General features: G+C 71.9%; 13 protein-coding genes, 1 tRNA gene and 5 pseudogenes. 7 read left to right on the forward strand and 12 right to left on the reverse strand.

Annotated features, from left to right (window positions below):
* The 4 genes from AC2W7A_RS01640 to AC2W7A_RS01655 form a co-directional block, all read right to left on the reverse strand.
* Positions 1–1016 (reverse strand): glycosyltransferase (locus AC2W7A_RS01640; RefSeq protein WP_485989814.1); only part of this gene is annotated, 1016 nt, incomplete at its 3' end.
* A gap of 297 nt (positions 1017–1313) precedes the next feature.
* A tRNA-Ala gene (locus AC2W7A_RS01645) sits at positions 1314–1386 on the reverse strand.
* Positions 1387–1390: 4 nt separating this feature from the next.
* Positions 1391–1570 carry a hypothetical protein gene (locus AC2W7A_RS01650; protein WP_485989815.1) on the reverse strand — a complete coding sequence of 60 codons (180 nt, stop codon included), beginning with the start codon at positions 1568–1570 and terminating at the stop codon, positions 1391–1393.
* On the reverse strand, positions 1567–3057 hold the full coding sequence (locus tag AC2W7A_RS01655) for a hypothetical protein (RefSeq protein WP_485989816.1): 1491 nt from the start codon (positions 3055–3057) through the stop codon (positions 1567–1569). Before AC2W7A_RS01655 ends, AC2W7A_RS01650 begins: the two co-directional genes overlap by 4 nt.
* Positions 3058–3290: 233 nt before the next feature.
* On the opposite strand from AC2W7A_RS01655, the gene AC2W7A_RS01660 reads away from it, so the two are divergent.
* Positions 3291–5003 carry a sodium:solute symporter family protein gene (locus AC2W7A_RS01660; protein ID WP_485989817.1) on the forward strand — a complete coding sequence of 571 codons (1713 nt, stop codon included), beginning with the start codon at positions 3291–3293 and terminating at the stop codon, positions 5001–5003.
* Between the two features lie 31 nt (positions 5004–5034).
* On the forward strand, positions 5035–5163 hold the full coding sequence (locus AC2W7A_RS01665; RefSeq protein WP_485989818.1) for a putative transporter small subunit: 129 nt from the start codon (positions 5035–5037) through the stop codon (positions 5161–5163).
* A gap of 69 nt (positions 5164–5232) precedes the next feature.
* Here the strand turns inward: AC2W7A_RS01665 and AC2W7A_RS01670 are convergent, their stop codons facing one another.
* The 3 genes and pseudogenes from AC2W7A_RS01670 to AC2W7A_RS01680 all read right to left on the reverse strand — a co-directional run bounded on the left by AC2W7A_RS01670 (position 5233) and on the right by AC2W7A_RS01680 (position 8385).
* Positions 5233–5892: a LutC/YkgG family protein gene (locus AC2W7A_RS01670; protein ID WP_485989819.1), complete on the reverse strand. Its 660-nt coding sequence runs from the start codon at positions 5890–5892 to the stop codon at positions 5233–5235.
* Positions 5889–7471, reverse strand: a pseudogene (locus AC2W7A_RS01675) (LutB/LldF family L-lactate oxidation iron-sulfur protein). The gene AC2W7A_RS01670 and the pseudogene AC2W7A_RS01675 overlap by 4 nt, the downstream one beginning before the upstream one ends.
* Complete coding sequence (locus tag AC2W7A_RS01680; RefSeq protein ID WP_485989820.1) at positions 7468–8385, reverse strand: (Fe-S)-binding protein; 918 nt, start codon at positions 8383–8385, stop codon at positions 7468–7470. Before AC2W7A_RS01680 ends, AC2W7A_RS01675 begins: the two are co-directional and overlap by 4 nt.
* Positions 8386–8686: 301 nt before the next feature.
* Between AC2W7A_RS01680 and AC2W7A_RS01685 the strand changes: the two are divergent.
* Both AC2W7A_RS01685 and AC2W7A_RS01690 read left to right on the forward strand, forming a co-directional pair.
* Positions 8687–10360, forward strand: a pseudogene (locus AC2W7A_RS01685) (L-lactate permease).
* 95 nt (positions 10361–10455) lie between these two features.
* Positions 10456–11205, forward strand: coding sequence for a FadR/GntR family transcriptional regulator (locus AC2W7A_RS01690; protein ID WP_485989821.1), 750 nt, complete (start codon positions 10456–10458; stop codon positions 11203–11205).
* Between the two features lie 192 nt (positions 11206–11397).
* Here the strand turns inward: AC2W7A_RS01690 and AC2W7A_RS01695 are convergent, their stop codons facing one another.
* Positions 11398–11895 (reverse strand): DUF456 domain-containing protein, encoded by a 498-nt coding sequence (locus tag AC2W7A_RS01695; RefSeq protein WP_485989822.1) that lies wholly within the window; start codon positions 11893–11895, stop codon positions 11398–11400.
* 58 nt (positions 11896–11953) lie between these two features.
* Complete coding sequence (locus AC2W7A_RS01700) at positions 11954–13429, reverse strand: helix-turn-helix domain-containing protein (protein WP_485989823.1); 1476 nt, start codon at positions 13427–13429, stop codon at positions 11954–11956.
* A gap of 274 nt (positions 13430–13703) precedes the next feature.
* Between AC2W7A_RS01700 and aceA the strand changes: the two genes are divergently transcribed.
* Positions 13704–15005 (forward strand): isocitrate lyase, encoded by a 1302-nt coding sequence (gene aceA / locus AC2W7A_RS01705; RefSeq protein ID WP_485989824.1) that lies wholly within the window; start codon positions 13704–13706, stop codon positions 15003–15005.
* A gap of 53 nt (positions 15006–15058) precedes the next feature.
* A complete protein-coding gene (aceB, locus tag AC2W7A_RS01710) occupies positions 15059–16732 on the forward strand; it encodes a malate synthase A (protein ID WP_485989825.1) in 1674 nt (557 codons plus the stop codon).
* 118 nt (positions 16733–16850) lie between these two features.
* Here aceB and pdxT read toward each other — a convergent pair.
* The 3 genes and pseudogenes from pdxT to pdxS form a co-directional block, all read right to left on the reverse strand.
* A pseudogene (gene pdxT, locus AC2W7A_RS01715) lies at positions 16851–17527 on the reverse strand (pyridoxal 5'-phosphate synthase glutaminase subunit PdxT).
* 79 nt (positions 17528–17606) lie between these two features.
* On the reverse strand, positions 17607–18497 hold the full coding sequence (locus tag AC2W7A_RS01720) for an endonuclease domain-containing protein (protein ID WP_485989826.1): 891 nt from the start codon (positions 18495–18497) through the stop codon (positions 17607–17609).
* A 364-nt stretch (positions 18498–18861) separates the two neighbouring features.
* Positions 18862–19700: pseudogene (gene pdxS, locus AC2W7A_RS01725) on the reverse strand (pyridoxal 5'-phosphate synthase lyase subunit PdxS).
* Between the two features lie 346 nt (positions 19701–20046).
* Between pdxS and AC2W7A_RS01730 the strand changes: the two are divergent.
* Positions 20047–20556 (forward strand): annotated as a pseudogene (locus AC2W7A_RS01730) (alanine dehydrogenase); the annotation flags it as partial.

A 20556-nucleotide genomic window follows, 5' to 3' on the forward strand; every position in this document is an offset into this window, starting at 1 on the left:
GTGCGGACCGCGTCCGCGAGCGCGGCCGCGGTGTGGTGCTCGGCCAGGGCACCTGCCTGCGGGGCCACCACCTCGGCCATGGCGCCGGTCAGTAGGGCGGCCACCGGCGTGCCGACGGCCATCGCCTCCACCGCCGTGAGCCCGAACGGCTCGGCCCACAGCGGGGTGACGAGGCAGACCTCGCCCTCCCCGAGCAGGGCGGCCAGCTCCTCGTGCTCCAGATGGCCGCGATGGACGGTGTCCCGGCCGATCAGGGGCACCACCATGCGCTCCACGTAGTCATGGTCCGCGATCGGCCCGGCGAAGTGCAGCTCCATGCCGGCCCGGCGGCTGGCCTCGATGGCCATGTGCAGGCCCTTCTCCTCCGTGATCCTCCCGACCCACACGGCACGGCCGGGCACAGGCCTGGACGCGGAGTGCCAGAGCCGGGTCTCGATGCCGTTGTGCACCACGTCGATCTGCGGGATACGGTGCGCCCACGTCGCGGCGTTCGCCGCGGAGACCGAGGCCCAGCGGTGCAGCGGCGAAGGCTGCCACCCGGGACGGTCCAGCACCTTCAGCACCCGCGGCAGGGTGGCCGGGGTGTGCAGCACGGTGAGCATCGGCACCTGCTCCAGGCGCAGCAGCGGCACCGGGGACAGGGAGTTGTTCAGGACCGCGTCGAAGCCGCCGGCGAGGACCTGATCGCAGGCGGTGGAGAGCGCGGCGTCCATCGTGTCGTCCGACGGCGGCGCCCACGGCGAGGCCGACCACCAGGAGTCCTCGGCCCCCTGGCCGTCCTTGCCCAGGGACGGCGGCGGGGACGGCAGGGCCGGCAGGATCGGCCGCAGCGTCACAGACCCGCCACGGGGGCCGAGGCCCTGGGTCTCCGACAGGCTGCCCTCCCGGGCGAACACGGTCACGTGGTGGCCGAGCAGGGCGAGGTGCCGCACCGTGAGGGCGGTGTGCGCCTCCAGGCCGCCGTCGAACGGCGGACGCAGCGGGTGGCGGGGATGCGCGAGCAGTGCAAGACGCACAGGGGCCTCCTCAGACTGGGTGACTCACCAGGTCCCATGTGGGGCGGGACGCGGCGGGTCCGGGGGCGCTCCTGGACCGTCCCGAGAGTACCGGCGTAGCGCGGACGAGTCGACTGTAGGCCCCCACCCGCCCCCGGTCCATACCCCGGGGGCTGTCCGCAGTGTGGGATGCGGCACCTCAACATGTGATAACCACCGGTGGCGAGCCGACAGGCGGAGGTGGCGACCGTCGTCGGGAGGGGCCCGCGGGATGCGACGAGGGCCGGGATCACGGCGATCCCGGCCCTCGTCAGACTGTGGAGCTAAGGGGAATTGAACCCCTGACCTCGTCATTGCGAACGACGCGCTCTACCAACTGAGCTATAGCCCCGTGCTCACTCCCGTGCGGGAGGCACCCGAGAAGCATACTCCGCAGGGCGTCCGGCCGCCAATCCGCGGAGCAGCAGCCGCCGGCCGGCCAGCACGCCCAGCAGCACCCCCACGACGTCCGCCACCGCGTCCCAGGGGTCACCGGAGCGCTGCGCGGCCAGGCTCGCCTGCGCCCACTCGCTCACCGGCGCATGCAGGAGGAACGGCAGGGACCACCGGGCCGAACGCCCGAGGACGACCGCCGCGAACGTGGGGACCCCGAACGCCAGGACGTGGACGATCTTGTCCAGCCCCGGCACCTGGAACCCCGCCTCGGGCACCTGCTCCCCCGGCAGGTAGAGGACCGCCAGATGGACGGCCACAGCGAGCAGCAGGAGCATCGCCCACGTCCAGGCCGGGGCCAGGGGGCGCCGCCCGCGCGGCCCGTCTCCGCCGGCCCGCGCCCCGGACGTCCGCGCTTCGAGGGCACGACGACGGCCGCCTCCCGGGTCCTCTGCCTGCGGTCCGTCCATGGGGACCACTCTACGAAGCGGTCCGGCTCCTCCCGGTGCGGGCGAGCAGCGCCGCGGAGACGAACGCGACCGCGCCGAGGGCCGCCAGGACCCCGGCGAGCAGGTAGAGGTCCGCCGGCGAGGTGGCCAGCAGCTCCGCCGCCCCGACCCGCAGGGAGGACAAGAGCGCGTCCACGCCCCGCACCGCCGGCGGCGCCGTCCGCCGTGCACCCCGTGGCACCGGGCTCGAGGCAGTGCTGCCACTGCAGCGCCAGCCCCATCACACCGACGACCGCGGCCCCGGTCAGCAGCAGGACGCCGATGCCCCGGGCCGTGCCGTCCGGAGCCGACGCCGCACCGGCCTCACCGCGGGTCCGCCGGGCGAGCGCCAGCAGCACCACGACGCCGGCGAACATCGCCACGATGCCCTGGACGAGCCCCCATCCGGGGCCCTCGTCATGGGAGCCGCTCAGGGCGACGAGGACCATCGCGGTCAGCAGGGAGTTCGCCGCACCCACGGCCGCCACGGCGACGCCGACCGCCATGCGGGGGCGACGGTCCGGGGCGTTCGCCGCGAGCAGCACGGCCGCGGATCCGGCGAACGCCAGGACGGGGAGCAGGAACGTGGGGAAGGTGGCCAGCATGTGCGGCAGGGCCGAGTCCGGGAGGGTCGACGCCCCGTGCCGGAGCGCCGCAAGGGCGGAGAGGCCGCCGTCGGCGTAGCCGATCCGGGCCGCGGAGCGCGCCTCCGCGTCCAGGGGAAGGAGGGTGTCCAGGCCGAACCAGGCGAAGCCGAGCAGCCCCAGCACCCCGCCCGCGGCGGTGACCTGCCGGAAGACCGGACGCATGCCGGAGGACAGGCCGATCGCCAGCGGGAGGGTCGCCGCGCCGAGGACGAGGTACCCGAGGCCGGTGGTGAGGTCGATGCCCGGCAGCAGCGCCCAGGCGTCGTCGTGCATGGGGCAGGCGGCGGCCCACCGCGAGGGCTCCAGGCAGCCCTGCCAGCGGACGGCGCCGCCCATGGTCTGCAGCACGCCCGCGACCAGCAGCAGCACCGCACCGATGCGGACCATGAGCATGTCCAGCCCCGACCACGGGCGCGGCGGCGGCCAGTCCGGCCCCACGACGTCCGCTCTGCGCTCCTCGGGCCGCGCCGCGGCCTCCTGCGTCATCTGTCCCATCACACCTCCTGTCCACCAGGGTGGACTGCCGAGACGGCCGTCGCCACCCGCCCGCGACGAACACCACGTGAACAGTGGCGGCCGCATTATACAACCTCCTGTCAACCGCCTTTGTGGAAAAACTCAGGCAAAACATGACATGGTCATCGGCGGCCCCGGTCCCGGTCGAGCCCACCGCTCCCGGCGCCCCGGGCCCGACTCATCACCTGAACGCATCGTTGAAAGGAAACCGCATGCCGCCCGCTGCAGACGGGACCTCCCTCACCACACTCGGCGTCGTCGGCGTCGTCGTCCTGCTGGTCGTCTTCTACGGAGGCACCATGTGGATGTCCGTCGCCATCTCGCGCCGCAAGGAGAACGCCGACTCCTACATGACCGCCGGCAACAAGATCGGCTTCGGCATCTCCGCCGCCTCCATGACGGCCACCTGGATCTGGGCGTCCTCCATGTACGCCTCCGCCACCGCCGGCTACACCTACGGCATCTCCGGCCCCATCCACTACGGACTCTGGGGCGCGCTGATGATCCTGTTCATCTACCCGTTCGGCAAGCGCATCCGCGCCGTCGCCCCGCGGGCCCACACCCTGGCCGAGGTCATGTACGCCCGCCACGGACGCTCCTCGCAGCTGATGCTCGCCGGCTCCAACGTGCTCGGCTCGGTCATCTCGCTGACCTCGAACTTCATCGCCGGCGGTGCGCTGATCGCCATCCTGTCCCCGCTGCCGTTCGGCGCGGGCATCCTGATCGTGGCGGCCGGCGTCCTGCTCTACACCCTGTGGTCCGGCTTCCGCGCCTCCGTGCTGACGGACTTCGCCCAGGTCATGGCGATGCTCGGCGCCTGCGTCATCATCATCCCGGCCGTGTTCTTCGCCGCGGGCGGCCCGTCCATGTTCGAGGCCGGCGTGGCCGCCGGCAACGTGACCGCCGCGCAGCAGGACTTCTTCTCCTCCGAGGCGTTCATGAAGCAGGGCGCGCCGTACATCGCGGCCGTGCTCGCGTACGCGATCGGCAACCAGACCATCGCGCAGCGCCTCTTCGCCGTCCGTGAGGACCTGATCAAGCCGACCTTCATCACCGCCACCATCGGCTACGGCGGCTCCGTGATCGGCATCGGCATGCTGGGCGTCATGGCCCTCTACCTCGGCGTCACCCCCATGGACGGGGACGTGAACAACCTGATCCCGCAGGTCGTCGCCGAGTACATGCCGCTGGCCGTCGTGGCCCTGGCGTTTTTGATGATCATCGGCTCGCTGTCCTCCACCGCGGACTCGGACCTGTCCGCCCTGTCCTCCATCGTCATGGCGGACATCTACGGACAGTCCAAGGGGCGCGGCAAGGCGGACCCGAAGACCATGCTGCTCATCGGCCGCGTCACCATGATCGTGGCCACCGCCGCGGCGCTGTACTTCGCCACCGCGAAGTTCAACATCCTGGACCTGCTGGTCTTCGTGGGCGCCCTGTGGGGCTGCCTGGTGTTCCCGGTGATCGCCTCCTTCTACTGGAGGAAGGTCACCAACGCCGCGTTCACTGTGTCCGTGCTCGCCGCCCTCGCGGTGTTCCTGCCGGTCCGCTTCGGCTGGATCCCGGTGGACGGCCTCTGGGGCATCGTCGTGGAGGCCCTCTGCGTGATCGGCGTGGGCGTGGTCCTGGGCATCATGGCGTTCGGCTTCTTCGGCCTGACCGCCGCGAAGATCGCCGGCGTCCTCGGCGCCGTGGCCATGTGCTTCGTGTCCTTCGGCTTCCTGCGGGACTACCTGGAGCTCTCCGGCGCCCTCGTGGCGTACGCCGTGTCCTTCCTGGTCTGCTACCTGATGTCCTTCCGCTCCACGCAGGACTTCGACTTCGACCGGATCCAGCACATCACCGGCGACTTCGACGACCGCGACCTGCAGGACCCGGCCGACGCGGACACCCCGCAGGCCCAGACCGCCGCCCCGACCCGCTGAGCGCCCCGAGAACCGAAGAGAGGCAACTGACATGACCGTCGCACTCACCCTGTACGTCCTGATGTGGCCCGTGATCGTGTTCGGCGTGCTCGCCGTGATCGCCGGCAACTTCATCAAGGAGATGCGCCAGGCCCACCGCGAGGGCCGCCCGATGATCTGACCGGGTCCTCGCCCCACAGACGGGTCCGCACCCTCGTCGTCATGTGGGGCACCTTCCGGGCGCCGACGCTCAGCCGAGCAGGATCACGTTCAGCCGGCGCGGCCCGTGGACGCCCTCGACGCGCTCGAGCTCGATGTCGCTGGTCGCGGACGGCCCGGAGATCATGGTGATCGGCGCGGTCGGCTCCAGCCGTGCCAGCGCCTCCGGGATCAGCTCCACCACGGAGTCCAGCGGGACGATGCACACGTGGTGGTCCGGCACCAGGGAGATCGCCCGGCGCCCCTCGTCCGGGCGGCCGGACAGGAAGATCGTGCCGGTCTCCGAACAGGACACGGTCGAGCCGGTCACCACGGCGGACACCTCGTTGAGCTCGCGCGTGGTCAGCACCGCGCCCTCCCCCGCGTTGGCGGACCCGGCCGGAGGCTCGGTGAGCCGACGCGCCTGAGGCGCGCGGCCGTCGTCGGGAAGCCAGGCCGGGTCCAGTCCGGCCGGGACCACATAGGAGGAGGCGCCGGACAGCAGCTCCCCCACGCGGGCGGCCACGGTCTGCGCGGTCTCCCGGTGGACGGTGGCCCTGTAGTCCTCGAGGCGGTCCACCAGCTGCTCCACCACCTGCTCACGGGACACCTCGGAGGCGCGGCGGTAGGTGCGCTCCACCGGCGCCGGCTGCGGCCGGTCGGCGAGCGCGGTGCGGATGCGGCCGAGGATCTCGTCCTTCGCGGTGCTCATGCCTGGTCCTCCTCAGGAGTCGTCGGTGCGCTGCTCTCCGGTCCGCCGTCCTGTGTGCTCCCGTCCTGCGTGCTCCCGTCCTGGCCCGGGCGGTTCCTCCGCCACCAGTTCCGGAAGGACTCCTTGGGCGGGGCGGGCACGTCGCGCTGGTCGGTCCAGCCACCGGCGATGCCCGGAAGCCACCCGAGCTTGGCGTCCCTGCCGGCGGCCAGACGGCCGGCGGGCAGGCCGCGCTCGGCCAGGCCCATCAGCGCCCGGAGGACATGACGGTGGAGGCGCCCTTCATCATCAGGTCCATCTGGGACGGCAGCGGGACCTTCTTCTCCTCGCGCCGCTTCGCGTGGGTGGCCTGCACGTCCTGGTCCCGCAGGTGCACCAGGATGCTCGGGATGTCGATGGCCACGGGGCAGACGTCGTAGCAGGCGCCGCAGAGGCTGGACGCGTACGGCAGGGTGCCGTTGGCCCCCTCCTCCACGCCGGTGAGCTGCGGGGAGAGGATCGCGCCGATCGGGCCCGGGTAGACGGACCCGTAGGCGTGGCCGCCGGTCTGCTCGTAGACCGGGCAGACGTTCATGCAGGCCGAGCAGCGGATGCAGTGCAGCGCCGAGCGGCCGGCGGGGTCGGAGAGGACGGCGGAGCGCCCGTTGTCCAGCAGCACCAGGTGGAACTCCTGCGGGCCGTCGCCGGCGGTGACGCCGGTCCACATGGAGGTGTACGGGTTCATGCGCTCGCCCGTGGAGGAGCGCGGCAGCAGCTGCAGGAAGACCTCGAGGTCCTGGAACGTGGGCACCAGCTTCTCGATGCCCATCACGGTGATCAGCGTCTCAGGCAGGGTCAGGCACATGCGGCCGTTGCCCTCGGACTCCACCACGGACAGCGTGCCCGTCTCGGCCACGCCGAAGTTCGCCCCGGAGATCGCCACGGACGAGCGCAGGAACCGCTCCCGCAGGTGCCGGCGCGCGGCCTCGGCGAGGTCCCTCGGCTCGGAGGTCAGCGACTCGTCCGTCTCCTCCATCTCCCGCACGAAGATCTCCCGGATCTCGTCCCGGTTCCTGTGGATCGCCGGGACCAGGATGTGCGAGGGCCGGTCATGCGCCAGCTGCACGATCAGCTCCGCCAGGTCCGTCTCCGTGGCCGCGATGCCCTCGGCGTTCAGGGCCTCCTCGAGCCCGATCTCCTGGGTGGCCATGGACTTGACCTTGATGACCTCGTCCACGCCCTTGGCCTTCACCAGCTCCGTGACGATCTGGTTGGCCTCCTCGGCGTCCCGAGCCCAGTGGACCACGCCGCCGCGGGCGGTGACGTTGGCCTCGAGCTGCTCGAGCAGCGCCGGAAGGTCCGCCATCACCTGCTGCTTCAGCGCCGAGCCGGCGGCGCGCAGCTGCAGCCAGTCCGGCAGCTCCTCCACCACGCGGCCGCGCTTGCCGCGGATCGTGTGGGTGGCGTGGCGGATGTTCCGGCGCATCTGGGCGTTGCCCAGCTGCTCTCGCGCCGAGGCGGGGAACGGGGTGTCCAGGCGGATGTTGCCGCCCCCGTGCGCGGGGCGGACGGTCGGCATGCCCAGGTCGGTGCGGCTCATCGGGAGGCCTCCTCGGTGAGGGTCTGGGGGGTGGGCCGGGCGGCGGAGGCGGGTGCCGTCGTCGTGGTGCCGGAGGGTTCCCGACGACGGACGGTCGCCTTCCCGCCCGGGAGGGACAGTTCCAGCGGGCCCGAGACGTCCAGGGGCTCGTCCCGGGTGGCGGCGAGGATCTCGGCGAGGTGGACGGTGCGCAGCGGGGCGCCGTCTGCACCGGTGGAGCCACGGCGGGACATGGCGCCGCTGAGGTGCATGAGGCAGGAGGCGTCTCCCCCGGAGCAGAGGGAGGCGCCGGAGGCGGTGACATTGGCGATCTTCTCCTCGGCCATGGCGCCGGAGACGTCCGCGTTCTTCAGGGAGAAGGTGCCGCCGAAGCCGCAGCACTCGTCCGCGTCCGGCAGCTCGTGGAAGTCGATGCCGCCGACCGTGCGGAGCAGGTCCTTCTGACGGTCGCCGAGGCGGAGCAGGCGCATGCCGTGGCAGGAGGGGTGGTAGGTCACCGCGTGCGGGAACCAGGAGCCGAGCTGGGCTGCGGAGTCGGTCACGCCGAGCACGTCCGTGAGCAGCTGGGCGAGCTCGTAGGTGCGGGAGGCGACGGCCTCAGCGTCCTTCGCGAGCGGCTCGTCCCCGGCGCGGCGGGCAACCATCGGCTGCTGGTGGCCGAGCGAGGCGACGCAGGAGGCGGAGGGGGCCACGGCGACGTCGTAGTCCGCCTCGGTGAAGGTCTTCACGTGGTTGCGGACCACGGGCAGGGCGTCGTCCAGGTAGCCGGAGTTCACGTGCATCTGGGCGCAGCAGCCCTGGCCGGGAGGGAAGACGACCTCGTGGCCGAGGCGCTCCAGGATCCGCACGGTGGCGTGCGCGACCCGCGGGTACATCGCGTCCACGATGCACGTGGCGAACAGGGCGATCTTCATGGCGTTCCTCGTCGGTCCGGTGAGTGGCGTCCCGGGGGCGGGCCGTGGACCGACGGTCCGCCCCGGTGTGGTCAGACCATAATGCACGGTGACCTGCGGCACAAGTCCCCGGGGGCCGCCACCGGGGCCCATGACTGCGATCCGATGTCAGGCCACATGGAGAGCGTGGTCAGGCCACATGGAGCGCATGCTTGCCAAGTGTGACCCGGGCCATATACATTCTGCGGTCAGACCACAGTGGTCAGGCCACACCGGCCGGGCCCTGCGCCACCACAGACCACCGGCACCCTCAGGAGTCACCGTGTCCACGTTCACCGCCACCACCGACGCCGTCGGCGGGAGCCTCGCACTCTCAGCGCTGCTCGGCGCCGTCCCGCTGCTGACGTTCTTCCTGCTGCTGATCATCGTGAAGGCCAAGGCCTGGCAGGCCGGCATCGCCGCGCTCGTGGCCGCCCTGGCCGTGGCGGTCCTCGGCTTCGGCATGCCCGCTCCCCTGGCCCTGCTCTCGGCGAGCCAGGGCGCCGTGTTCGGACTGTTCCCCATCGTGTGGATCGTGGTCATGGCGCTGTGGTTCTACCAGGTCACGGTGCTCTCCGGCCGCTTCGAGGACATGCGCGCGATCTTCGACTCGATCGGCGGCGGGGACATCCGCGTCCAGGCCGTGCTGATCGCGTTCTGCTTCGGCGGCATGCTCGAGGCCCTCGCCGGATTCGGCGCCCCCGTGGCCATCACCGCCACCATGGTGCTGGCCCTCGGCCTGCCGCCGCTGAAGGCCGCCACCGTGGTGCTGATCGCCAACACCGCGCCCGTGGCGTTCGGCGCCGTCGGCACCCCCATCACCACGGCCGGCCAGCTGACCGGCATCGACGCCGCGCACATCGGCGCGATCGTCGGCCACCAGGCGCCGTTCGTGGCGATCCTCGTCCCGTTCCTGCTGGTCGCCCTGATCGACGGCGTCCGCGGCGTGAAGGACACCTGGCCGGTGCTGCTGGTGATCGGCGGCGTCTTCGCCGCGGGCATCTGGTGGTCCTCCACCCACTTCTCCTACGAGCTCACCGACGTGGTCGCATCCCTGGCCGCCATGGGCGCCGCCGTGGCCATGCTCCGCTTCTGGCGCCCGCAGGGTGCGCCGAGGCGGCGGCCCGCCTGGGCGTGGAGCCGGTGACCGGCTCGGCCGGGGCGCTGACCGGCCGCCGCATCTGGATGGCCGTCTTCCCCTACCTGGCCGTGGTGACCGTGTTCGGCATCGCCAAGCTGTGGACCCTCGGCGTGGACGTGCCCGCCTTCCTGAAGTCCACCGACGCGAAGATCCCGTGGCCCGGCCTGGACGGTCACCTGCTCGACTCCGCCGGGGAGCCGATCTCCGGCACCGTGTACGCCCTGCCGTGGCTGTCCTCCCCGGGGACCCTGCTGCTGATCACCGGCCTGATCGTGGCCGTGGTGTACACCGTGTGGAACGACGGCGCGCGCGCCGCCCCTGTCCTTCACCGACGCCCTGGCGGAGATCGGCCGCTGCTTCTGGCGGATGCGCTTCTCCGCGCTGACGATCTTGCTCGTGCTGTCCCTGGCCTACGTCATGAACTTCTCCGGCCAGACCCTGGCCATGGGCACGGCGATCGCCGGCGTGGGCGCCGCCTTCGCGTTCCTCTCCCCCGTGCTCGGCTGGCTCGGCACCGCCGTGACCGGCTCGGACACCTCGGCCAACGCCCTGTTCTCCACGCTGCAGCAGACCGCCGCCCACAACGCGGGCCTGGACCCGGCGCTCATGGTCGCCGCCAACACCTCCGGCGGCGTGGTCGGCAAGATGATCTCCCCGCAGTCCCTGGCCATCGCCGCCACGGCCGTGGGCATGGAGGGCCAGGAGTCCGCCGTGTTCCGCAAGGTGGTGGGCTGGTCCCTGCTGGCCCTGCTGGCCGTCTGTACCCTCGTGTTCCTGCAGTCGAACGTCCTGCACTGGCTCGTCCCGTCCCCGTGACCGGATGAGCTCCCATCGGCCCGTCCACGTAGCGATTCCACTGTCCTGCCTGGACGGGCCGGCGCCGATAACAGCAGACCGTCAGGAGCCACCCCGTGACCACCTCCCCCGCCGCCCGCACCTCCGCCGTCGTCCTGGACTGGCTGGAGGAGCAGCTGCGCACGGGATCGATCCGGGTGGGCGACAAGCTCCCCGGCGAACGCGCGCTGGCCGAGAAGTTCGGCATCTCCCGGCCCTCCGTCCGGGAGGCGCTCCGCGTCCTGGACGCGATGGGCCTGGTCCGCACAGCCACCGGCTCCGGACCGAAGGCCGGAGCGACCGTGATCTCCGAGCCCTCCGCCGCGCTGACCTGGGCGCTGCGCATGCACGTGACCACCAAGGCCCTGCCAGTGGCGGACATCGTCTCCACCCGCCTGATGCTGGAGACCGGGGCAGCCCACCGCGCCCACAGCCCGCAAGGGAAGACCGGTGCGGAGCGGGACGAGGTCCTGGACCGTGCCGGCGAGCTGCTGGACCGCATGGACGACCCGCGGATGCCGGCCCCGGACTTCCACCGCCTGGACGCGGAGTTCCACGTGCTGCTGTCCACCCTGGGCGGCAACGTGGTGGTGGAGACCATGATGAGCTCCCTGCGCGAGGCCACCGTCGGCTACGTGCAGGAGACCGTGGCCGGACGCGGCGACTGGGCCTCCGTGAGGGACACCCTGCAGGAGCAGCACCGCGCCGTCCTGGCCGCCTACCGGGCTGCGGACCTGGAGGCCACCGTGGCCGCCCTGCGCACCCACATCCTCTGGTTCTCCGCCCTGGCCCTGGAAGACGAAGAACGCGAGGCGATCGAGGGCTGATCCCCGGCTGGCGGACGGCCCGTGCCGCCTGCGCGCTGTGCCTTCGTGCGCATCTGGCCTGCGCACCTGCCGGATCAGGCGACGGCGAGGCCCCGTGACGGCGGATCCGAAGCGGAGGTGCGGGACCGCCGTCGGGAAGCGGGGCGCGGACGCCCCGCTCAGGCGAGGGGACAACGGACTGGACCGCCCCGCTCAGGCGAAGAAGTGGACCAGCGCGCCGATGGTGACCAGCGAGGCCGCCAGGCAGGCGCAGACGAACTCCACGAGCATGCCGATCCCCATCGCCTTGAGTGCGCCGATCGAGGAGGACGCCGCCGCCCGGACGTCCTTGCGGCGGGCCCACTCGGCACCGAAGAGTCCGGCGGCGAACCCGACGAACAGGCCGACGATCGGGATGACGACCATGCCCACCACGCCGGCGACGATGCCCACGAGGATCGGGCCGCGCGGGACCTGCTCACGGTAGAGGCGGCGGCCGGTCAGGACGGCCGAGGCGGACATGCCGGCCAGAGCCAGGACCGCCGCGACCAGCCCGAACGTCCACGAGGCGGCGGAGCCGAGGATCCAGGCCCAGGCCACAGCGGTGACGGCGGTGAGCACCGAGCCGGGCAGGATCGGGTAGACGGTGCCGAGGGCGCCCACGGCGAGCAGCACGAGGGCGATGACGGTGACGAGGACGGCGAGCTCCATGGAGATCAGTATGCGGGAGCGGCGGCGATGCCGGTGACCGCGGCCGGGCGAAGGGGCGTCACTCCGGCGGCCAGCGCCCCTCCTGCGTCTGGAGGAACTCGAACACCTGGACCTCCTCCACCCCCGGGAACGCACCGCTGGGCATGGCGGCGAGCAGGTGTGCGTTGGCGCGGGCCGCCGGCCAGGCCTGCCCGCCCCACGCCGCCTCCAGCTCCGGTGAGGGCATCCGGCAGCACTCGGGGTCCGGGCACCGGCTGGTGGTCCGCGCGCTGGTGTCATGTCCGCGCATCCACTTGGCTCCGTCGAAGGGGACGCCGACCGCCAACGAGTAGAAGCCCGTGGACGTCGGCTCCACCACCGCCGCACTCCAGAACGTCCCCGCGGGCGTGTCCGTGTACTGGGGGAACGCGCCGATGTGGTCCGCCACGTCGAACACCTGCCGGCTGACCCAGTGGCGGCACGCCGTCTGCCCCTCGATCGCCCCGATGTGGTCGGTGGGGAACGGGATGCCGTCGTTCTCGTACGCCTTGTGGAACACCCCGGACTCGTGGACCTTCGCGAAGTGGCAGGTCAGCCCCAGGTGCTCGGTGGCCAGGTTCGTGAACCGGTGCGCGGCGGACTCCCAGGAGACGCCGAAGCGGTCCCGGAGGTCGTCCACGGACACGTCCCGCCGCTCCTTCGCCTCCAGCAGCAGGCGCACCGTGGCCCGCTCGGGCATCATCATCGCCGCCGCCAGGTAGTTCGTGTAGACGCGCTGGCGCAGGAAGTCCGCATAGTCCTCCGGCTCGCCCAGGCCGAGGACCGAGGAGCACACGGCCTGCAGCAGGACGGCGCGCGGGTCATGGTCAGGGCGCCGCGACCGGGCCAGGTAGATCCTGTGGTTCTTCAGGTCCGTGACCGAACGCGTGGAATGCGGCAGGTCCGGCACGAAGCGCACGGCGAAGCCCAGGTGTGAGGCCAGGGCCGAGACCTGGTGATGGGTCAGCGGACCGTCCACCGCATCCACCACCTCACGCAGCTCCTGCGCCGTGCGCTCCAGCTCCGCATAGTGGTTCCCGCAGGCCCGCATCTCCTCACGCAGGGCGCTGTTCGCACGGCGAGCCTCCTCCGGCGTGGAGACCCGCTCCGCCATCTGCCGGTCGAGCTCCGCCTGGAGCCCGGCGATCACCTCGAGGACCTCGTCCGGCGTGCGCGGGCCGATCTTCAGCGCCGGCAGGCCCAGCCGCTGGAACAGCGGCCCGCGCTGCGCCCGCTCGACCGCCACCTCCAGGGCGGCACGCCGGCTCGGCGCCTCCGGCCTCAGCAGGTCCTCCACGGCGACGCCGTACACCTCGGCGAGCGCGGACAGCAGGTTCAGCCGCGGCTCGCGATGCCCGTTCTCCACAAGGGACAGGTGCGAGGCCGTCACCCCGACCCGCCCGGAGACGTCGGACAGCGTCCTGCCGGCGCCGCGACGCAGATGGCGCAGTCGGCGACCGAGCACGAGCGGGTCGACGCGCGGGGCGGCGTCCATGGGATCCGGGGCGGGAGTCATGGCGACGAGAGTAGCGGCGGTCACACCCCCGCGGGAGGCAGGGCTGTCACATTTCACGCGGCTTTCGTCAGGATGGCGCGCAATTCAGCCCTATGGAGATCCCCGTGGCGAACTTCTGCGTTTTTTGACAGATCGGGAATCCGGTCGGAACTTTCCCGCGAAAACCGATACCGGGCACTGCGGACGCGGTCCAGGGTGGTGTCCACACCCCGGGAGGCGACGCCGCACCACCGCAGCGAAGCACCCCGCCACTCCCCCAGAGAGGACCAGGACCATGACCGAGACGAACACCACCGCCCGCACCGCCGAGCAGATCCGCAAGAGCTGGGAGGAGGACCCCCGCTGGGCCACCACCGAGCGCACCTTCTCCGCCGAGGAGGTCGTCAGGCTCCGCGGCCGCGTCCAGGAGGAGCACACCCTCGCCCGCCGCGGCGCCGAGAAGCTGTGGACCCAGCTGAAGGACGAGAACGCCCGCGGTGATTTCACCAACGCCCTCGGCGCTCTCACCGGCAACCAGGCCGTGCAGCAGGTCAAGGCCGGGCTGCGCGCCGTCTACCTCTCCGGCTGGCAGGTGGCCGCGGACGCCAACCTCTCCGGCCACACCTACCCGGACCAGTCCCTGTACCCGGCCAACTCCGTGCCGCAGGTGGTGCGCCGCATCAACAACGCCCTGCTGCGCGCAGACCAGATCGAGCACTCGGAGGGCGTCCAGTCCGTCGAGGACTGGCTGGTGCCGATCGTTGCCGACGCCGAGGCCGGCTTCGGCGGCCCGCTCAACGCCTACGAGCTCATGAAGTCCATGATCGTGGCCGGCGCCTCCGGCGTGCACTGGGAGGACCAGCTCGCCTCCGAGAAGAAGTGCGGCCACCTCGGCGGCAAGGTGCTGATCCCCACCGGCCAGCACATCCGCACGCTCAACGCCGCCCGCCTGGCCGCCGACGTCGCCGACGTCCCGTCCGTGATCGTGGCCCGCACCGACGCGGAGGCGGCCACCCTGATCACCTCCGACGTGGACGAGCGGGACGCGGAGTTCATCACCGGCGAGCGCACCGCCGAGGGCTTCTACAAGGTCCGCAACGGGGTCGAGCCCTGCATTGCCCGCGCCAAGGCCTACGCCCCGTACTCCGACCTGATCTGGATGGAGACCGGCACCCCGGACCTCGAGCTGGCCCGGACGTTCGCCGAGGCCGTCAAGGCCGAGTTCCCGGACCAGATGCTGGCCTACAACTGCTCTCCGTCGTTCAACTGGAAGAAGAACCTCGACGACGACACCATCGCCAAGTTCCAGCGCGAGCTGGGCGCCATGGGCTACACCTTCCAGTTCATCACGCTGGCCGGCTTCCACGCCCTCAACCACTCCATGTTCGACCTGGCCAAGGGCTACCACGAGCGCCAGATGTCCGCCTACGTGGAGCTGCAGGAGCGCGAGTTCGCCGACGAGGCACGCGGCTACACCGCCACGAAGCACCAGCGCGAGGTCGGCACCGGCTACTTCGACGCCGTGTCCACCGCCATCAACCCCGAGTCCTCCACCGTGGCCCTCAAGGAGTCCACCGAGGCCGGCCAGTTCCACTGAGCCGCACGCCCACCGGACCAGCAGAGACCGAAAGGGATCCCCTCATGATGACCATGCAGACCACCCATTCCGACACCACCGTCAACGGCGTGCGCGTGCTCGGCTCCCCCGTCGCCGGCCAGGACCACGTCCTGACCCGAGATGCCCTGGAGTTCCTCGCCGCCCTGCACCGCGCCATGGAGCCGCGGCGCCGGGAGCTCATGGAGCTGCGGACGGAGCGCCGTCGCCGGATCGCCGACGGCGAGCCCCTCGACTTCCGCCCCGCCACCCGGACCGTGCGTGAGGACGCCTCCTGGCGGGTCGCACCCCTGGCGCCAGGCCTGCGGGACCGCCGCGTGGAGATCACCGGCCCGGTGGACCGCAAGATGACCATCAACGCCATGAACTCCGGGGCGAAGTGCTGGCTCGCCGACTTCGAGGACTCCTCCACCCCGTCCTGGGAGAACGTGATCGCCGGACAGGTCAACCTGCACGACGCCATCCGCCGGACCATCTCCCTGACCACCGCCGAGGGCAAGGAGTACCGGCTGGGCGGGGTCCAGCTCGTGGACCGACCCACCATCATCGTCCGGCCCCGCGGCCTGCACCTGATGGAGGACCGCATCCTGGTGGACGGCGAGCCCGTCTCCGGCGCCCTGACGGACTTCGCGCTGTACTTCTTCCACAACGCACGGGAGCTGCTGCGCCGCGGCCGCGGACCGTACTTCTACCTGCCGAAGACGGAGTCCCACCTGGAGGCGCGGTGGTGGAACTGCGTGTTCGTCCGGGCCCAGGACCTCCTGGAGATCCCGCAGGGCACCATTCGTGCCACGGTGCTGATCGAGACGATCACCGCGGCGTTCGAGATGGACGAGATCCTCTACCAGCTGCGCAACCACGCCGCCGGGCTCAACGCCGGGCGCTGGGACTACATCTTCAGCATCATCAAGACCTTCCGTGAGCGCGGCGAGGACTTCGTTCTCCCCGACCGGTCCGAGGTCACCATGACCCAGCCGATGATGCGCGCCTACACCGAGCTGCTCGTGCGCACCTGCCACCGACGCGGCGCCTCCGCCATCGGCGGCATGGCCGCGCAGATCCCCAGCCGCAGGGACCCGGAGGCCAATGCCGCCGCCCTGGAGAAGGTGCGCGCGGACAAGACCCGGGAGGCCGAGGACGGCTTCGACGGCTCGTGGGTGGCCCACCCGGACCTCGTGCCCGTGGCCATGGAGGTGTTCGACGCCGTCATGAAGGACGCGCAGAACCAGATCCGCACCCGCAGGCGTGAGGACGTGGTGCCGGACGCCGCGGCCCTCGTGGACGTGCGGTCCACCACCGGTTCCATCACGGAGCAGGGGCTGCGCATGAACATCGAGGTCGGCATCCGCTACGTGGAGTCCTGGCTGCGGGGCAACGGCGCCGCCGCCATCCACAACCTGATGGAGGACGCCGCGACCGCGGAGATCTCCCGCTCCCAGATCTGGCAGTGGATCCACGCAGGCTCCAGCGCCCGGCTGGCCGACGGCGGCGAGCGCACCGTGACCCGGGAGTGGGTGCAGGAGCTGACCGACGAGGAGTTCGCCCGGATCGAGCGCACCGAGGGAGACCGGTTCGACGACGCCCGCGAGGTCTTCACGTCCGTGGCGCTGGCCGAGGACTTCCCGGACTTCCTCACCCTCCCGGCCTACGAGCGGTTCCTCTCGGCGGAGGCCCGCCGGCGCGCGGGATCCCTCGCGCAGGCCGCCTGACTCCGGCGCTCCGACCGCACAGCGGGGGTCGTCGTCCCGGGACTCCGGGTACGACGGCCCCCGCCGTCGTCCTCCGCCGCCGGCCGCATCCCGTGCCGGTGCGGCGGCGACCCGCCGGTCACAGCCGACGCAGGAACTCCCGATGGAAGGACCAGTCCCCGGTGACCTCCGGGTGGAAGCTCGTGGCCATCACGTGCCCGGCACGCACGGCGACGGGCAGCACCGAGGCGGGCGGGCCGTCGTCGGGACGCGACTGCGGGTCCAGGCGCTCCGCGGGCACCGAGGCGAGCACCTCCACGCCCTCGCCCGTCCGGACCACGGCCGGGGCCCGGATGAACACCGCCTGCACCGGGTCCGCGGAGACGACAGGCACGGACAGGTCCTCTTCGAAGGAGTCCACCTGCGCCCCGAACGCGTTGCGGCGCACCGCCACGTCCAGCACGCCCAGGCTCCCCTGCCCGGCGCCGGGTTCTCGATCCTCTCGGCCAGCAGGATCATCCCCGCGCAGGTGCCGTAGGCCGGCAGGCCGCCCCAGATCGCCTCCGCCAGCGGGTCCTTGAGTCCCGTGATCCGGGCCAGCCGGTCCATCACCGAGGACTCCCCGCCGGGCAGCACGATCCCGTCCAGCCCCTCCAGGTCCGCCGGCCGCCGCACCGGCCGGGTGCGTGCGCCGAGGGACTCGAGCACGTGCACGTGCTCGCGGACGTCGCCCTGCAGCGCGAAGACACCGACGGCCGGTGCGGCAGACGGGGCGGGTGCGGCAGAGGAGGCGCCGTCGCTTCGGGCGGAGGTCATGGGGTCGAGCCTAGCGACGAGGGTGCACTCGATGTTGTTTCGGTGGCACTGAAGCCACAACAAGTGCACCCTCGTCGCGTCACAGCTGCACCCCGCGGCGAGCGAAGGCCCGGACCAGGTCCTGGGACAACGCCCTCATGCCGGCCTCGGTCCACACGTCTCCGGCCGTGCGCAGGCAGATCCAGCCCGCGGCCTCCAGCCGGCGGACCCTTCGGATGTCCGCACGGAACTGTTCTGCCTCCACCCGGTGATGGTCACCCTCGTACTCCAGACAGATCTTCAGGGCCGGCCACGCCAGGTCCGGCATGATCCGGGAACCGTCCGGCAACGTCAGCGGACGGTTCATCTCCGGCTCCGGGAATCCGGCCGCCGTCAGTCGAAGACGCAGCCGCGACTCGGCCGGAGATCCGCTCCCGGCCCTCAGCAGCGGCAACGCCGCACGCAGCAGACGCACCCCGCGGACGTTCGGACGACGGTCGACCACCTCGACGAGATCCTTCAGCCGACACCGTGGATGCTCTCCCAGCTCCCGCCGTGCCGCCGCGCCGAGGGGCGTCTGCACCAGGGACTCCCCCGCGATGACCAGGTCCTCCAGAGCCCGTTCCTCCACCGCCGGTGGCACCCGCTCCGGCCGACCCCACGGCACCAGCTGCGTCGCCAGGTCGGTCCAGGTCCAGGCCGGAGAGGTGACGGTGAACCCGGCGCACCGGACCACGTCGGCGTCCTTCGGCAGCCGGTGCCCGACGACGCCGCGCCGCCGCGGTCTCGATGGCGCACCCCGCGGCATGGACAGGTGGACGGAACGTTCGTCCTCCCATCGCCGCGGCAGCCACATGCCCCAGAGCCACGCCGCGGTGGAGTGGCTGAGCACCGGCTCACCCGGGGTGGCCTCGACCAGGGCACGGGTCATGTCGATGCGCCCGGGTTCTGCCCCCGCGAGCGCGCGCAGGCCGCGCCCGGGGGAGGACATGTCCGTGCCCCGCAGCCGGAAGGGGCTCACCCCCGCGGCGAGCAACGAGCCGGTGGTGACGACCCTCCCCTCCGATGCCCGGGGGTGCAGACGCCCAGGCACCTCGGGATCGGCCCGGGGGTCTCGGGGCTCGGTGAAGAACCGGGGCAGCGGTCGTGGTGGAACAGGCATGCCCCCAGCGTTGCCGCGCCCGAACCCCTCACGTGAGGGCCGTCGTCGTTCTGTGGACGACACGCCGAGCGGAGTTCCCTGTGCAGGACAGGACTCCACCCCGCCATGCGACGAGGGTGCACTTGTTGTCGCCTCAGGGGCGCTGAGGCGACAACAAGTGCACCCTCGTCGAAAGGAGCGAGGAGGCCTCAGCTCACCAGCCGCGCTCGGCCAGGCGGTGCGGGGCCGGCAGGTCGCCCACATTGATGCCCACCATGGCCTCGCCCAGGCCGCGGGAGGCCTCGGCATCGCGTGCGGGTCGTCGAACTGGGCCGTGGCCTTCACGATCGCCGCGGCGCGCTCGGCCGGGTTGCCGGACTTGAAGATGCCCGAGCCCACGAACACGCCGTCCGCGCCCATCTGCATCATCATCGCCGCGTCCGCCGGGGTGGCCACGCCGCCGGCGGTGAACATGACCACCGGCAGGGTGCCGGTCTGGGCGACCTCGCGGACCAGCTCGAACGGGGCCTGCAGCTCCTTCGCCGCCACGTACAGCTCGTCCGTGGACAGGCCCTTGAGCTGCGCGATCTCCTTGCGGATGGTGCGGATGTGCTTCACGGCCTCGGAGACGTCGCCGGTGCCGGCCTCGCCCTTGGAACGGATCATCGCGGCGCCCTCGGTGATGCGGCGCAGCGCCTCGCCCAGGTTGGTGGCGCCGCAGACGAACGGCACCTCGAAGTCCCACTTGTCGATGTGGTTCACGTAGTCCGCCGGCGAGAGCACCTCGGACTCGTCGATGAAGTCCACCTTCAGCGCCTGCAGCACCTGGGCCTCCACGAAGTGGCCGATGCGGGCCTTCGCCATCACCGGGATGGACACGGCGTCCACGATGCCGTCGATCAGGTCCGGGTCGGACATGCGGGCCACCCCGCCCTGGGCGCGGATGTCCGCCGGGACGCGCTCCAGCGCCATCACGGCCACCGCGCCGGCGTCCTCCGCGATGCGGGCCTGCTCGGGGGTGACCACGTCCATGATCACGCCGCCCTTGAGCATGTCCGCCAGCCCGCGCTTCACGCGGGTGGTGCCGGTGCCGCGGGCGCCGTCGTCTGCCGATCCGGCGGTGGAGGCGGAGAAGGAGGTGGTCGTGTTCTCGCTCATGCGGAGTGCACTCCGATCTGCTCGGGCGGGTGAGGGCCTCGTCGCCCTGCTTCCGCGTGTTTGCCTGCGGACCGTCTGCGGCCCGCTCCGCAGGCCATCGTGCCACCGGAGAGGCCCCCTGCGCCTCTCCGTGGCGTCCGTGCCGGGCCAACGGCGTGTCCCGGCGTCACGCCGAGACCGCCGGAGGGGCCGACGGGCACGGCGACTGTCTTTCCTGGCCCGCCCGTCCTACCCTAGCCGCATGCTGATCGGAGTGCCTGCAGAGATCAAGGACAACGAGCGCCGTGTGGCGCTCACCGCCGCCGGAGTGACCGAGCTGGTCCGGGACGGCCACACCGTGGTGGTCGAGGCCGGAGCGGGCGTCGGCTCGTCCGTCACCGACGAGGCCTACGCGGCCGCCGGCGCGGAGCTCGTGGAGACCGCGGACGAGGTGTGGGATCGCGCGGACCTGCTGCTCAAGGTGAAGGAGCCTGTGGGACCGGAGCTGTCCCGCATGCGCCGGGGCCAGGTGGTGTTCACCTATCTGCACCTGGCCGCCTGCCCGGACACCGCGAAGGCCCTGCTGGACGCGGGCACCACGTCGATCGCCTACGAGATGGTGACCCGCCGCGGCCCCACCGGCACCTCCCTGCCGCTGCTGGCCCCGATGTCCCAGGTGGCCGGCCGTCTCGCCCCCATCGAGGGCGCCCACCACCTGCTGCAGGCCCAGGGCGGCTCCGGCGTCCTCCTGCCGGGCGCTCCCCGGCCGACC

This window comes from Micrococcus sp. LASM2_SD2, assembly GCF_057364565.1.